Source organism: Kocuria sp. ChxB, assembly GCF_044359605.1.
In the GTDB taxonomy this organism is placed as follows: Bacteria; Actinomycetota; Actinomycetes; order Actinomycetales; family Micrococcaceae; genus Kocuria; species Kocuria rhizophila.
This window is the reverse complement of the sequence record NZ_CP121123.1, coordinates 941,491-956,153: the sequence shown is the minus strand read 5'-3', so window position 1 is coordinate 956,153 and position 14,663 is coordinate 941,491. Positions and strand designations below refer to the sequence as shown.

Genomic DNA, 14,663 nt, shown 5'->3' with positions numbered 1-14,663 from the left:
GGGCTCCCGCTCGACCGCGCCAGCTCGGGCCGCGCACACGGGTGCGCTCAGGCGGACCCGCCCAGCGCCACGACACCGTGCTCGGTGAGCACCTCGGCCAGGACCGCGTCGTGGGGCTCCGACGGGACCTCTCCGGCGGGGAGCACCTCGTCCGCGAAGCAGCACGCCACGGTCCGGGGCCGGTGTCCGGCGGTCTCGAGGGCCTCCAGGAACCGGTCGTAGTAGCCGCCACCGAAGCCCAGTCGCACGCCGCTGCGGTCCACGGCCACCACGGGAACCACCAGGACGCGGACGGCCGCGAACACTTCCAGGCCGTGCCGCGGGCCGGCGGGTTCGCGCAGACCGGGCAGGGCGCCGTCCACCAGCGCGGCCCCGGGACGCCACTGCACCCAGGCCAGCGTCCGCCGCGGGGCCACGACCGGCAGCCACACGCGCCGCCCCCGCCGGTGGGCGTCCTCGAGCGCCGGCAGCAGCGGCGGTTCGTCGGGCAGCGGCAGGAAGCCGGCGACGTCGCCCGCTCCGGTCTCTGCGAGAAGCCGGGTGAGGTGCGTCCCCAGGCCCGCCTGCGCCTCGCGGCGCACCCCGGCACTGCGGTGACGACGCCGTTCGATCACGTGCGCGCGCAGGGCTGCCTTGGCGGCGCGGTCCCCTGAGGGCTGTTCCATGGGCACGCTCCTGGGTGACTGTCCGCTCTTGGGAGTACACGGAGTGCATTACCGGCCGGATTCCGGGGTTGGAACCGGGGCGCGGATGCCTCGTCGTTTACCCTAAGTCCATGAGCCCTCACGAAACCAAGCGCGTACACAAGGCCGTCATCCCCGCCGCGGGACTGGGCACCCGCTTCCTGCCCGCCACCAAGGCGATGCCCAAGGAGATGCTGCCGGTCGTGGACCGTCCGGCCATCCAGTACGTGGTCCAGGAGGCCGTGGACGCCGGCCTGGACGACGTCCTCATGATCACGGGCCGCTCCAAGCGGGCCCTGGAGGACCACTTCGACCGCGTTCCCGCCCTCGAAGCCCAGCTGAAGGAGTCGGGCAAGGACGCCCTGCTCTCCGAGGTGGAGCACGCGTCGGACCTCGGGGAGATCCACTACCTGCGCCAGCAGGACCCCCAGGGCCTCGGCCACGCCGTGCTGCGCGCCAAGATCCACGTGGGGGAGGACCCCTTCGCGGTGCTGCTCGGAGACGACCTGATCGACGAGAAGGAGGACCTGCTCTCCCGGATGATCGAGGTGCAGGAGCGCACGGGTGGCTCCGTGGTGGCCCTCATGGAGGTGCCGCGCGAGAGCATCAGCGCCTACGGCTGCGCCGACGTCACCGCCGTGGAGGGCGAGGACTACGTGAAGGTCAACGGACTGGTGGAGAAGCCGGCCCCGGAGGACGCCCCCTCCAACCTGGCGATCATCGGCCGCTACGTGCTGCACCCGGAGATCTTCGAGATCCTCGAGAGCACCGCACCGGGCCGCGGCGGCGAGATCCAGCTGACGGACGCCATGCAGACCGTGGCGGACCGCGGTGAGGACGCCCACGGCATGTACGGCGTGGTGTTCAAGGGACGCCGTTTCGACACCGGCGACAAGCTCTCCTACCTCAAGGCCAACATCGAGCTCGCGTGCGAGCGCGACGACCTCGGCCCGGGTCTGCGGTCCTGGATCGCGGACTACGCCAAGACCCTCGAGGTCTGAGGACCCGCACCGGGTGAGCACGGCAGCCGAGTGGCCCGTCACCGTCCAGTGGGCGCGGCTGATGCTGCGCCCACTGGTCATGAGTGACCGCGGTGAGTGGGACCGGGTGCGCTACCGCAACCGGGAGTGGCTCGAGCCGTGGGAGGCGAGCAACCCCGAGGCGGCGGGGACGGCCCCGTCGTACCGCAGCTTCGTGCGGCAGATGCGGCAGCAGGCGCGGGCCGGGCAGTCCCTGCCGTGGCTGATCACGGAGCTGGACCCGGTGAGCTGGCGGCAGGAGCTCGTGGGGCAGCTGACCGTCTCGGGCATCACCCTGGGCTCGTTCCGCTCGGCCAGCCTGGGGTACTGGGTGGACGGCGCGCAGGCGGGCCGGGGGATCGCTCCGATGGCCGTGGCCATGGCCACCGACTACTGCTTCCACCACCTGAGGCTGCACCGCATGGAGATCAACATCCGTCCCGAGAACGCCAAGTCCCTGCGGGTCGTGGAGAAACTGGGCTTCCGGGACGAGGGCCTGCGGGAGCGTTTCCTGCACATCGCCGGCCGGTGGGCGGACCACCGCAGCTTCGCGCTCACGGCCGAGGAGGTTCCCGAAGGCCTCGTGCGCCGGTTCACGGGCGAGGACGAGGGCATCACCGTGCGGCGCGGGCTGCGCTGACCCACCGCTCGGCGCGCGGGTGCGCGCCGAGCGGCCGGACCCAGGGCTGTGCCCGTCGCGCGACCGGCCCCGGGCGTCCACCGGTCGGGCCTGAAACCGGACGACGTGCGGCTGACGGGCACCCGAACTCCGCCCCAGGACCATCGAATGACATTGATGTGAGCAACACGCTCATTCCACCCCGGGAATCTTTCTCACCTGCCCTACCCTGAAACGGTGGGTTTGTCATGGGTGAGCAGTTCAGCGGTCCTGGCCGCTATCATCGTGCTGTGCGTGATGTGGTTCGCACCGCACGTGTCCAGGCGCACCAGTGTTCCGGTCCGTGCCCAGGTGGAGGCCCCGGATTTGCTGCTCCACCCGTCGGACCGTCCCCGCGAGCACGCGCGCAGCGCGCCCAGTAGAGTGGGGGCCACGGCCTCAGTACAGCTTCATGAACGGGAGACGACAGCCATGGACACTTCGGCACATGCGCCGTCCGCCATCACCGTCCGCCGCGGATCCGTGGCGGGTCTCCGGATCAAGTGGGACCGCACCATCGTGTTCCTGACCGGTGCCGCGCTCGTCCTGGCCGCCGTGCTCACCGGAATCGCTGCGCCCTTCACCGCCGTCACGTGGGCCGTGCCCGTGGTGCTGCTCCTGCTGGGGGCCGGCTGCGTGGCGGGTCTGCGCTACCTGGCCGTCACCGACCGCGCCGGCGTGTCGGCCCAGGCCGCCACGCGTCAGACAGCCCCCGCCCAGCACGCCATCTTCGACAACGAGGACCAGGCCCGTCAGGACCGCGAGGAGCAGGAGCTGCAGGCGGACGCCGCCCTGGACCTGCCCGCCGAGGGGCAGCTGCCCGAGACGGTGGAGCCCGAGCGCCCCGCGGCGGAGAAGACCTACAGCGTGGCGGAGCTGCGCGCGGAGGCCCTCAAGGTGGCCCGCAGCTCGGCCGCCGCGGGATCCACCGCGGCCACGTGGGAGCCGGTCCCGGTGCCCAAGCCGCTCTACACCCAGGCGCCCGTGGTGCAGCGCCGCGCACCGGAACCGCTGCGGGTGCCGCTGCGCCCGGCGGCCACCACCACGTCCCTCAAGGACGCGGTCCGCGCGGGGGAGCAGGAGAGCGCGGCGCTGAACCTGGACGACGTCCTGAAGCGACGCCGGGCCTGACGCCTCCAGCACCTACCGATTTGACGACAGCAGCGCGCCGCGGATCCCGAACAGGGCCGCGGCGCGTTCTACACAGGGAGCACCATGGTCACGCATCAGGTTGAGATCGAGCGCAAGTACGACGTCGCGGGGAAGAAGAAGCCCAAGCTCAAGCTGCACAAGCTGGAGCACTTCACCGTGGGCGATCCCGTGGAGCACGACATGAGCGCCACGTACTACGACACCGCCGATCTGCTGCTCGCGCGCTCCGCGGTGGCCGTGCGGCGTCGTACCGGCGGCAGCGACGACGGCTGGCACGTGAAGTACGAGGCCGGTGCGGTGCGCGGCGAGCTGCACTACGAGCCCCTCAAGACCGCCCCCGACCGGCTTCCGGCGGCATTGCGCAAGGTGCTGCTGGGTCTCACCCTGGGCGAGGACCTCCAGCCCGTGGCCACCGTGGACACGCGGCGCACGCTGTACCCGGTGCTCGCGGAGGACGGGCAGTACGCCGAGCTGTGCCTGGACGCCGTCTCTGCGCGGGACGAGCGCGCTGGGGTCACCCGGGAGTGGACCGAGTGCGAGGTCGAGCTCACGCGCGACGACCTCACCGAGAAGCAGGCCAAGGCCGTGTTCGAGGCCGTGGAGACCGTCCTGTTCGCCGCGGGGGCGGAGCCGTCCTCCTCGGTGGCCAAGATCGCCCGGGCCCTCGGCCAGGACGGCGGGGACGTGGTGCGCGTGGTCTCGCCGGAGCACGCCGCCGTCACGTCCGACGACGCCGCTGACGCCGCCTCCGCGGGGTCCGCGCCGGGTGCCGGGGAACCCGAGGGGGAGCAGTCTCCCGGGAAGGGCTCGTCGAAGGACAAGAGCTCTTCGAAGGACAAGGGCTCGGGGAGGAAGAAGGACAAGGGCTCCTCCAAGGACAAGGTGTCCAAGGGCGGCAAGGACACGAAGAACGGCAAGAGCTCGGCGGGCAGTGGGGGCGGGCGTGCGAAGGGCAACGACCCGGCGTCGTCGTCCGACACCGGGGACCGGGGGGAACGCACGGGGGCCGACGTCCTCGCGGAGATGATCTCCCACCTGACCTCGCAGCTGCAGCGCTGGGACTTCGCCGTGCGCATTGAGGCCGAGGACTCGGTGCACCAGATGCGCGTGCGCTCGCGGGCGCTGCGCAGCGTGCTCCAGGCGTCCCGGGGCTTCGTGGCCGAGGACGTGGTGGCGGACATGGAGCAGCGGCTCAAGGACCTGGCGCGTGTGCTCGGCGACGCCCGGGACCAGGAGGTCGCCCTGGAGCGGCTGGACGTGCTGCTCGACGGCCAGCCGGCGGGTGTGCTGAGCGGTGCCGCCAAGGAGGAGCTGCGCGAGGCGGCCAGTCACCTGGGCACCGGCACCGGGCGGGCGGTCCGGCGGGAGCTGGACAGTCAGGACTACCTCCAGCTGGTCCGGGACCTGCACGCGCTCGGTCGTGGAGAGGGGTTCACGGAGGAGGCCGCGGCGCTGTCCGACAGGAAGTTCGCCAAGGCGGTGCTCGGCGCGGCGCTGAACCGCGTGGTCGTCACGGCCAGCACCACCCCGCCCGAGCCGGGGGCCGAGGTCTCGCTGAGCGAGATGGCCATGGACGTGGGGGAGCGGATCGCCCTGCCCGGCAAGGACGCTCTGCAGACCGCGGCGGCGTTCGAGGTGCTGCACGAGACCCGCAAGGCCGCGAAGTCCGCGCGCTACGTCTCCGAGGCGCTGGGACGGGCGCACGCCAAGGCGGGGAAGAAGCGGATCCGCGCCGCCGCAGTGGCCAAGGACTACCAGGACGACCTCGGGGTGATCACGGACGCCGCGGTCATGGAGGAGTGGCTCGCGCGCGCCGCCCGCTCGTTCCAGCGCACCGGCAAGGACCGCTACGCGGTGGGCGTGCTCCACGGGATGGAGCTCACCGAGCTGCGCAACGGGATGCTGGAGGCCGCCGAGATCCTGGAGGACCTCGTGGAGGACCTGAGGGACGAGCTGCCCTCGCAGGACTGACCCGCGCGGGTGCCCCGGTCCGTGAACCGGGGCCACGGGAGACGGGAGCGCCCCGTCGACGAGTGGTCGTCGACGGGGCGCTCCTTCGTGGGGGCCGCTCCGCGGATGGTCTCAGGCGCGGTGTCGCGGTGCCCGGCGGCCTGACCTGCGGGTTCGCTGGGCAGGTCCCTCACCCGAGGAAACGGCGGTGGTGCTGGCGTCCGCGCCACCGGTGGCGGGCCGGGCCGCAACGGGCTCGGCCTCACGCTCGGTGGCATCGTGATCCGCGGGGTCTGCGGACATGTGCGCGTCCGCCACGCGGTCAGAGGGGCCAGTGGACGTGGTGGCCCCGGACCCCGCGGCGGTGGCCTGCACAGTGGAGATCTCGCCGGTCCCGGTGCGGTCCACACGCGTGGCCAGGGGCTTCTCCTCCACGAACAGCAGCAGCAGGAACGCCACCACGGCCAGCGGGATCATGGCCAGGAAGATGGGCAGCAGCGCGTCGTTGTAGGACTGGACCACAGGGTCCTGGATCATCTGCGGCAGCTCGTGCACGGTCTCCGGCGTGAAGGAGTTGGCGTCCACGGAGCCGGAGGCCTGGGGAGGCAGCGGGGGCAGGTTCTCCGCCAGCAGGTCCTTCAGGCGGGAGATGAACAGCGAACCCACCACGGCGGAGCCCACGGTGGCACCCACCTGGCGGAAGAAGTTGCTGGAGGCGGTGGCCGTGCCCACGATCCGGTTGGGCACGGAGTTCTGCACGATCAGCACCAGGATCTGCATGGTGAGACCGATGCCGATGCCGAACACGGCGAGGAACACGCACATCTTCCACGTGGGGTCGGAGACCTCCAGGGTGGACATGAGCCACAGACCCACAGCCATGATGGTCATGCCCACCAGGGGGAACAGCTTGTAGCGGCCCGTGCGGGAGACGATCTGCCCGGACACGATGGACGCAACCAGCAGGGAGCCCATCATGGGGGTCATGAGCAGACCGGCCTGTGTGGCGTCCACGCCCTTGACCATCTGGATGTAGGTGGGCATGTAGCCGATCGCACCGAACATGGCCACGCCCACGGCCAGGCCGGTGAGGGTGGTCAGGGTGAAGTTGCGGTCCTTGAACAGAGCCAGCGGGATCACGGGGCTCGTGGCGCGGGTCTCGGCCACCACGAACGCGATGGCACCCGCCACGCTGGTGGCGCTCAGCAGCAGGATCTGGGGGGAGGTCCAGTCGTACTGGGTGCCTCCCCACGTGCACACCAGGATCAGGCAGGTGGTTGTGGCGGCAAGCAGCGCCATGCCCAGGAAGTCGATGCGCGTGTTCTCCTCGCGGGGACGCGGCGGCACACGGAGGAACACGGCCACGGCGGCGATCGCGAGCAGACCGAGGGGGATGTTCAGGGAGAAGGCCCAGCGCCAGCCGGGGCCCTCCGTGAGCCAGCCGCCCAGCAGCGGGCCGGCCACCGAGGAGACGGCGAACACGGCGCCCATGACGCCCATGTACTTGCCGCGCTCACGGGCGGGAACCACGTCCGCAATGGAGGTCTGGGCGAGGATGATGAGTCCGCCACCGCCCAGGCCCTGCACCACGCGCGCGGCGATGAGCCAGCCCATGGTTCCGGCCGCAGCGCCCATGCCGGAGCCGATAAGGAACAGCACCAGGGCGGCGATCAGGACGGGCTTGCGGCCCAGGAGGTCGGAGATGCGCCCGTAGACGGGCATCATCACCGTGGAGGCCAGGATGTAGCCGGTGATGACCCAGCTCATGTGGTCCACGCCGCCCAGCTCGCCCACGATGGTGGGCAGGGCGGTGGAGAGGATGGTCTGGTCCAGGGACGCGAGCAGCATGACGATCATGAGGCTCGCGAACAGCAGTCCCAGGTGTGGGGTTTTCTCTTCCGTCGCGGGGCCGGCGGCGGCCCGGGAAGCGGTGGCGGTCATGTAATCTCCTTGAAAGCGGTGCGGAAGACGCCGATGGCGTGGTCGAGAGCGTGCTGTACGGCGGCGTCGTCGGAGACGGTGGCCAGGTGGGTGTCGGTGCGGAAGGCGAACTTGATCACCGAGCCGGCCAGCAGGACGTAGGCGTGGGTGGTCTCCTCGGAGCGGGGCATGGCGCCCTGCCCGGCCTGTTCGGCCACCGTGGAGACCACGAGGTTCTCGGCGGCGTTGACGTGGATGCCGATCCGCCGCTTGAGCTCGGGGTACTGGTCCACGAGCTCCCGGCGGCGGGACACGAACTCGGGCGGCCCGGTGGACTCCCGCAGGACGTCCATGAACAGCCGCACGGTCCGGGCGAACTCGTCCCCGGCGCTGCGGTCCATGTAGCGGGCGTGCGCGCACTCGGAGATCTGCGGCGGGGTGATGCCCAGCACCGCGTCCTCCTTGCTCGCGTAGTAGTTGAAGAACGTGCGCCGGGAGATGCCCGCGTTCTCCGCGATCGCGTCCACCGTGGTGTCGGAGAAGCTGCCACTGGCGGCCAGCTCGAGCGCGGCCTGGTGGATCTCCGTGAGGGTGCGCGCGCGGTGCCGTTCACGCAACGAAGGTTGTGGATGTGTCACGCGCCAACTTTATGCACTCGTGCAAACTTGCACAAGTGCAGAGTTTGCCCGGAGTGTATGATCCCGCTCACGGCACCTCAGCGCTCCAGCCCCCACGGAGCAGGGCCGCGGGCCCCGATACAGTGGGCGTGTGACAGCACCCTTACTGGCCTGCGTGGGGCCCGCCCAGCACGGTGTGCGGATGCACGCGGAGAACCTCGCGGCCCACACGCCGCACGCGCCCACGGTCATGGGCCCCCTCGACCGCGTGCGCACGGAACTGCTCGCCGGGCGGTCCCCGGTGCACCTGCACTTCACGGACCGCATCTACGGGTCCACGCCCGCCAGCGCCGCGGACACGGTGGTCCAGATCGCACGCGTCCGCCCGGTCACCGTGACGCTCCACGACCTCCCGCAGCCCGCCAACGGCCACGCGTTCGAGGCCCGCCGCGCGTGCTACGCACGGGTGGCCGACGCCGCCCGCACCGTCATCGTGAGCAGCGACTCCGAGCGGGCACAGTTGGCGCGGCACGTCCCGATCACGGGCAGTGCTCCCGTGCTCGTGGCGCCCCTGCCGGTCGATCCGCCGGAGCGCGGGGCGTGGGACGCCGCTCGACGGCACGCCGCTGCGCGCGAGCACCCCACCGAGGGGAAGCGGCCCACCGTGGGGATGCTGGGCTTCCTCTACCCCGGCAAGGGCCACGACCGTGTGCTGGATGCCCTGGCTGACGTGCCGTTCCCCGTGGACGTGCTCGCGCTCGGCCGCGCGTCCGACGGTCACGAGGACCTCGTGGAACAGCTGGACCGTGCCGCCCGCCGCGCCGGTCACACCTTCCGTGCCACGGGCTTCCTGGACGACGCCGCCCTGACCCGCGCCGCGCAGCAGGTCACCGTCCCGGTGGTCGCCCCCGCCCACGTCTCGGCCTCCGGGTCCGTGGGGCGCTGGATCAGTGCCGGGCGCCGCCCGCTGGTCACGCCCCATCCGTTCTTCGAGGAGCTTGCCGCACGGGCTCCGTGGGCGCTCACCCTCACCGATGATCTGCCCGGTGCACTGTGCCGCGCCCTCGCGGATCCGGCGGGCACGTGGATCGCGCCGGACGGGTGGCGCACCACCGACCTGCCGTCCAGTGCGGTGGCCGCGGCCGTGCAGTGGGAGCAGATCACCGGCGGCGGGGAGCTGTCATGACGGTCGAGCACGCCGCCCCGCCTCGCCTCAGCGTGGTGATCCCCTACTTCGAGAACCAACGCGGTCTGGACCGGCTGCTCGCCGCCCTCGCCCGCCAGGACATGACCGCCCGGGAGTTCGAGGTCGTCATCGCCGACGACGGCTCCGCCACCCCGCCCGTCCTTCCCGCCACGCCGTTCACGTGCTCGGTGGTGCGCCAGGAAAACCTGGGCTTCCGAGCCGGTGCCGCGCGCAACCTGGGGGCGCGGGCGTCGTCGGGAACGGTGCTCGTGTTCCTGGACGGGGACATGATCCCCGAGCCGGGTTTCCTCACCGCGCTGCTCGCGGGCCGCGACGCCGCGGACGACGGCCACGGGGCGCTCGCCGTGGGAGCGCGTCACCACGCGGAGCTGTCGGAGCTGGACGTCCCGGACGTGCTGCGCTGGGTGGCGGGGGAGGACGTGCCCGGGGCGCGGCGTCTGGAGGATCCCGCGTGGCTCGCGGAGGGCTACGCGCGCACCGCGAATCTGCGCGAGGCGGGCGTGGAGGACTTCCGGCTGGTCATCAGTGCGCTGCTGGCCGTGGACCGGGAGCTCTTCGAGCGCTGCGGCGGTTTCGACGAGTCCCTCGTGGGCTACGGCGGCGAGGACTGGGACCTCGCCCACCGGTGCCGCCAGCTCGGGGCGAACCTCGCCCACGTGCCCGGGGCCGGGGCGTGGCACGACGGCCCGGACCTCGGTGGGCGGGCGGACACACGCGCTGTGAAGGACGCGGAGACCCTCGCGCTTGCGCAGCGCATTCCCCTGCCGAGCACGCGCGGGATCGGCGTGGTCTTCGAGCAGCCCTGGGCGGTGGTGCGCGTGCACGGCCACCGCGAGGACGCCGAGGCGTATCTCACCGCGTGCCACCTGCTGCGGGACACGGACGCCGGGCTGTGGTTCGTGGACCGCCAGGACGTTCCGGCCGCGCTGGCCGCGGACCCGCGCGTGCGCACGGGAGAGCCGCCGGCCGGGGTGCTGGAGCGCGCCGTGGTGCTCGCGGACGCCCACGCTGCGCTGACGCTGGACGAGCCCCTGCGCGTGTGGTGCGAGCGCGGAGAGAGCGAGGTGCCGGGAGTGCTCACGGTGCGCTCGGTGCGCGCCGTCCACCGCGCGGAGTCTTCTCCGCGGCGCATGCCCCGTGACCACGCCGGCTGCGCGGTGCACCCCGCAGACACTGCCCGACGACTCGAGGACAGGGTGGGCCACCATGGCTGAGCTGGGATTCGACCCGCAGGACGAGGGCCGCCGCGCCCACTACGGGGACTTCTACGGGCTGAGCGAGCTCCCGGACAAGCCCCTGTTCGCCGTGCACGGCAACTGCCAGGCGGAGTCCCTGCGCGTGCTGCTGCACGGCGCGCTCGCCGGTGACTGGCACGGGGTGCGGATGCCCCCGGTGCACGAGCTGCTGGAGCAGGACCTGCCGCACCTGCACGCCCTGCTGCCCCGGCTGTGCCTGCTGGTCACGCAGCCGATCGCGGAGGGCTACCGGGGGCTGCCGCTGGGCACCGACGACGTCCTGGCGCGGCTGTCCCCGGACGCCCGGGTGGTGCGGGTGCCCGTGATGCGATGGACCGCGCTCATGCCCACGCTCGCGATCGTGCGCGCTCCCGGGGTCGGAGATCCGCCGATCGCGCCGTACCACGACCTCCGGGTGCTCAGCGCAGCCGCCCGTGGAGAGCGGCGCGTGGACCTCACCCCGCCGTCCGCCGACGCCGCCCGGGCCGCCCGTGAGGAGTCCCTCGCCCAGCTCCGGCTGCGTCAGGACGCCCACCGCACGCTCGACGCCGCCTCCCTGCTGGACGCCGCTGGACCCAACGCGGTGCACGTGATCAACCACCCGGGCAACGGGGTGCTGCGGGCGGTGGCCTCGGCGGTGCTGGACGATGCGGGGCTGTCCGCGCCGGTCCCGGATCCGGGCCGGGTGCTGCTGGGCGGCATCCGGGCACCCATCCTGACGAGCACCCTCGAGGCCCTCGGGTACGACCCCACCGAGCTCGAGGGTGGGCCGCACGAGGACTGGGTCATCCACGGGGAGCACGTTCCCGCGCAGGACATCGCCGCCGAGCACCTGCGCTGGTACGCACAGCACCCGTCCGTGGTGGCCGCGGGGCTGCGGCGCCACGAGCACCTGATTCAACGACTGGGATTGAGCGCATGAGCACGGACAAGGCACGCGGGAATGGGCCTGCGGAACCGGGCGAGGACAGCGCGAACGGGCCTGCGGAACCGGGCGAGGACCGCTCGAACGGGTCGGCGGGACCCGGCAAGGATCGCGGGAACGGGTCCGTGGAACCGGGCCAGGGCCGCAGGAACGGGCCCGCGGGACAGGGCGAGAACGGGCAGGAAGGCGGCGCAGCGGCGTCGTCGGGCCCGGAACGCACCCCGGACGGGCACCACATCGTGGTCAAGGGCCGGAAGTGGCGGGCCACGGACACCGGGATCCCCGAGACGTTCCGGAAGGAGTTGGTCGCCGAGCTGATGAGCGCGCGCCGCGCCGTGAAGTCCAGGGACGAGCACGCGCGGGACCGCGTGCAGGACGCGAAGGTGGCGCTGGGCGAGCGCGGGGAGCCGTGGTGGGAGGAGCCCACCGAGGACGGGCTGCGCGCACGGGAGGCCGCGACCATCCGGGCGCTGCTGCGGCACCGGGCGGGGAAGACCATCTGCCCGTCGGACGTGGCCCGCACCCTGGGCGGGGAGCACTGGCGGGACCTCATGCCGCAGATTCGGGACGTGGCGGGGGAGATGGCCGGTGTGGGAGAAGTCACAGTCACCCAAAAAGGTGAGACAGTGGACCCTTGTACAGCCCGCGGTCCCATCCGGCTGGCACCGGGACCGGACCTCGCGGGGATGCCCGCGGACGGGGAGTGAACCCGCCCGCCGAGACCGAGGAGTCCGCACGTGAGCTTCCTGGACGACGCCCACCGGATGCACGACGAGCTGGTGGCGCTGCGCCGCACACTGCACACCAACCCCGAACTGGGCACCGACCTGCCGTGGACGCAGCAGCAGGTCCTCGCCGCGCTGGACGGGTGCGGGTTGGAGCTCACGAAGGGCGAGTCGCTCACGTCGGTGACCGCGGTGCTGCGCGGTGCGAGGCCCGGGCCCACGGTGCTGCTGCGCGGTGACATGGACGGGCTGCCCGTGGTGGAGCAGACCGGGCTGGAGTACGCCTCGACCAACGGGGCGATGCACGCGTGCGGTCACGACCTCCACACCGCTGCCCTCGTGGGTGCGGCCAGGCTGCTGAGCGCGCGCCGGGACGAGCTCGCCGGGAACATCGTGTTCATGTTCCAGCCGGGGGAGGAGGGTCCGGGCGGCGCCAGGCCCATGATCGAGGAGGGCGTGCTGGACATCGCCGGGGAGCGCGTGGTGGCGGCCTACGGCATCCACGTGAACCCCGGGCCGCTGGGGCAGTTCAGCTACCGGCCCGGGACCGCGATGGCCGGGGCCAACAACCTCACCGTGACCTTCCACGGACGCGGCGGGCACGGCTCGCAGCCCCACACCGCGCTGGACCCCGTGACGGCCGTGTGCGAGTTCGGCACCGCGCTGCAGACCATGGTCACCCGCCGGTTCGGCGTGTTCGACCCCGTGGTGGCCACCATGACCCGGCTCTCCGCCGGCGAGGTGAACAACGTGATCCCCGAGAGCGCCTGGATCTCCGGGGACGTGCGCACCCTGTCCCCGGAGACGTCCGCACGGTTCCCGCGGCTCGTGACGGAGCTCGCGGACGGGATCGCCGCGGCCCACGGGCTCACCGCGCAGGTGGACTGGTCCCCGCTGTACCCGCCCACGGTCAACGACGCCGCCGAGGCCGCCTTCGTGAGCGACACGCTCGCCCGCGTGTTCGGCCCGGAGCGCGTGTCCCGGAACCCGGACCCCCGCATGGGCTCGGAGGACTTCTCGTTCGTGCTGCGCGAGGTCCCCGGGTGCTACTTCTTCCTGCACTGCACCCCGCCCGAGGTGGATCCCGCGGACGCCGGCTGGAACCACTCGCCCACGGTGCTCTTCGACGACTCCGTCCTGGGGGACCAGGCCGCCGCGCTTGCCGAGGTGGCGTGGGAGCGAGTGGCGCGGGGCTGAGCCGCCCACCGATGTCCCGGCCGGCCTCGTGCGGGGCCGCTTCCTGGGCCCTGTGAGCCGGGACCTGTGCGCCATCGACTGGGCCGCCACGTTCCCCTTGGGGGTCGCCGTGTGGTCTGGCGGCCCACCGACCACCACCCACCCGTTCCCGTTGTGAAGGAGTTCCACCATGTCGTTCCTCGACCATGCCACGTCCCTGCAGCCGGAGCTCGTTGCCCTGCGCCGCTCCCTGCACGCCCACCCGGAGGTGGGCAACGACCTCCCGTGGACCCAGCAGCGGATCGTCGAGGCCCTGGACGGGCTGGACCTGGAGGTCACCCTGGGGCGCTCGGTGTCCTCGGTGGTCGCGGTGCTGCGTGGCGCAAGGCCCGGGCCCACGGTCCTGCTGCGCGGTGACATGGACGGGCTGCCGGTGGCCGAGCAGACCGGGTTGGAGTACGCCTCGACCACCGGCACGATGCACGCGTGCGGCCACGACCTGCACATGGCCGGGCTGGTGGGAGCGGCGCACCTGCTGAGCGCGCGGCGGGACGAGCTCGCCGGGAGCGTGGTGTTCATGTTCCAGCCGGGGGAGGAGGGCCCGGGCGGCGCCAAGCCCATGATCGAGGAAGGGCTGCTGGAGGTCACGGGCGAGAAGCCGGTGGCCGCGTACGGGATCCACGTGTTCCCCGGAGAACGCGGGCTGTTCACGTACCGCCCCGGCACCGCGATGGCGGGCGCCAACTACCTCCACGTCACGTTCCACGGCGAGGGGGGACACGGGTCCCAGCCGCACACCGCCAAGGACCCCGTTCCCGCGCTGCTCGAGTTCGGCACGGCCCTGCAGACCATGATCACGCGGCGGTTCAGCGTGTTCGACCCCGTGGTCGCCTCCATCACGCAGCTCTCCGCGGGCGAGGCGATCAACGTGATCCCGGACCGTGCGAGCCTGGGCGCGAGCGTTCGCACGCTGTCCGCGGCCAGCGACGAGGCGTTCCCCGCCGCCGTGCGCGAGCTGGCCCACGGCATCGCCGCCGCCCACGGTGTGCGCGCCGAGGTGGAGTGGACCGTGCTGTACCCGCTCACCCGCAACGACGACGCGGAGACGGCGTTCGTGTCGCGCACCCTGGCAGAGCTGGTGGGGGAGGAGCACGTGCGTCAGGACGCGGACCCGCTCATGGGCTCCGAGGACTTCTCGTTCGTGCTCCAGGAGGTCCCGGGCTGCTTCTTCTTCCTGGAGTGCAGCCCGCCGGAGCTGGCCCAGGAGAACCCCGGCTGGAACCACTCGCCCACGGTGCTGTTCGACGACGCCGTGCTGGGCACCCAGGCCGCGGCGCTCGCCGAGCTCGCGTGGCGGCGCCTGCAGCGGGACTGATCAGCCGGTCACTCCCGGGGC

At 72.3% G+C, this 14,663-nt stretch carries 13 protein-coding genes; 10 read left to right on the top strand and 3 right to left on the bottom strand.

Annotated elements, in window-relative coordinates; genetic code table 11:
- Window positions 1-47: 47 nt before the first annotated feature.
- Window positions 48-665, bottom strand: coding sequence for a 5-formyltetrahydrofolate cyclo-ligase (locus tag P8S73_RS04155; RefSeq protein WP_135009755.1), 618 nt, complete (start codon window positions 663-665; stop codon window positions 48-50).
- A 110-nt stretch (window positions 666-775) separates the two neighbouring features.
- Here P8S73_RS04155 and galU point away from each other — a divergent pair, with 110 nt between their 5' ends.
- The 4 genes from galU to P8S73_RS04135 all read left to right on the top strand — a co-directional run bounded on the left by galU (window position 776) and on the right by P8S73_RS04135 (window position 5,483).
- The gene (gene galU, locus P8S73_RS04150; protein WP_059280932.1) at window positions 776-1,684 is read left to right on the top strand and encodes a UTP--glucose-1-phosphate uridylyltransferase GalU; all 909 of its coding nucleotides are present in this window, start codon (window positions 776-778) and stop codon (window positions 1,682-1,684) included.
- A 13-nt stretch (window positions 1,685-1,697) separates the two neighbouring features.
- Window positions 1,698-2,342, top strand: coding sequence for a GNAT family N-acetyltransferase (locus tag P8S73_RS04145; RefSeq protein WP_135009757.1), 645 nt, complete (start codon window positions 1,698-1,700; stop codon window positions 2,340-2,342).
- 450 nt (window positions 2,343-2,792) lie between these two features.
- Window positions 2,793-3,491: a hypothetical protein gene (locus P8S73_RS04140; RefSeq protein WP_135009759.1), complete on the top strand. Its 699-nt coding sequence runs from the start codon at window positions 2,793-2,795 to the stop codon at window positions 3,489-3,491.
- Window positions 3,492-3,575: 84 nt separating this feature from the next.
- Complete coding sequence (locus tag P8S73_RS04135) at window positions 3,576-5,483, top strand: CYTH and CHAD domain-containing protein (protein WP_135009761.1); 1,908 nt, start codon at window positions 3,576-3,578, stop codon at window positions 5,481-5,483.
- A gap of 111 nt (window positions 5,484-5,594) precedes the next feature.
- Here P8S73_RS04135 and P8S73_RS04130 read toward each other — a convergent pair whose 3' ends face one another.
- The gene (locus tag P8S73_RS04130) at window positions 5,595-7,403 is read right to left on the bottom strand and encodes an MDR family MFS transporter (RefSeq protein WP_039102060.1); all 1,809 of its coding nucleotides are present in this window, start codon (window positions 7,401-7,403) and stop codon (window positions 5,595-5,597) included.
- Complete coding sequence (locus P8S73_RS04125; RefSeq protein WP_396350527.1) at window positions 7,400-8,020, bottom strand: TetR/AcrR family transcriptional regulator; 621 nt, start codon at window positions 8,018-8,020, stop codon at window positions 7,400-7,402. Before P8S73_RS04125 ends, P8S73_RS04130 begins: the two co-directional genes overlap by 4 nt.
- Before the next feature lie 130 nt (window positions 8,021-8,150).
- Here P8S73_RS04125 and P8S73_RS04120 point away from each other — a divergent pair, with 130 nt between their 5' ends.
- The 6 genes from P8S73_RS04120 to P8S73_RS04095 all read left to right on the top strand — a co-directional run bounded on the left by P8S73_RS04120 (window position 8,151) and on the right by P8S73_RS04095 (window position 14,642).
- Complete coding sequence (locus P8S73_RS04120) at window positions 8,151-9,185, top strand: hypothetical protein (protein WP_039102058.1); 1,035 nt, start codon at window positions 8,151-8,153, stop codon at window positions 9,183-9,185.
- On the top strand, window positions 9,182-10,420 hold the full coding sequence (locus P8S73_RS04115) for a glycosyltransferase family 2 protein (protein ID WP_396350526.1): 1,239 nt from the start codon (window positions 9,182-9,184) through the stop codon (window positions 10,418-10,420). The genes P8S73_RS04120 and P8S73_RS04115 overlap by 4 nt, the downstream gene beginning before the upstream one ends.
- A complete protein-coding gene (locus P8S73_RS04110) occupies window positions 10,413-11,363 on the top strand; it encodes a WcbI family polysaccharide biosynthesis putative acetyltransferase (RefSeq protein WP_019309583.1) in 951 nt (316 codons plus the stop codon). The genes P8S73_RS04115 and P8S73_RS04110 overlap by 8 nt, the downstream gene beginning before the upstream one ends.
- Window positions 11,360-12,073 carry a DUF3253 domain-containing protein gene (locus P8S73_RS04105; RefSeq protein WP_180956155.1) on the top strand — a complete coding sequence of 238 codons (714 nt, stop codon included), beginning with the start codon at window positions 11,360-11,362 and terminating at the stop codon, window positions 12,071-12,073. Before P8S73_RS04110 ends, P8S73_RS04105 begins: the two co-directional genes overlap by 4 nt.
- A gap of 30 nt (window positions 12,074-12,103) precedes the next feature.
- The gene (locus tag P8S73_RS04100; protein ID WP_019309581.1) at window positions 12,104-13,288 is read left to right on the top strand and encodes a M20 family metallopeptidase; all 1,185 of its coding nucleotides are present in this window, start codon (window positions 12,104-12,106) and stop codon (window positions 13,286-13,288) included.
- A 169-nt stretch (window positions 13,289-13,457) separates the two neighbouring features.
- Window positions 13,458-14,642, top strand: a complete 1,185-nt coding sequence (locus P8S73_RS04095) for a M20 family metallopeptidase (RefSeq protein WP_124109773.1) — start codon at window positions 13,458-13,460, stop codon at window positions 14,640-14,642.
- The last annotated feature ends 21 nt before the right edge of the window (window positions 14,643-14,663 follow it).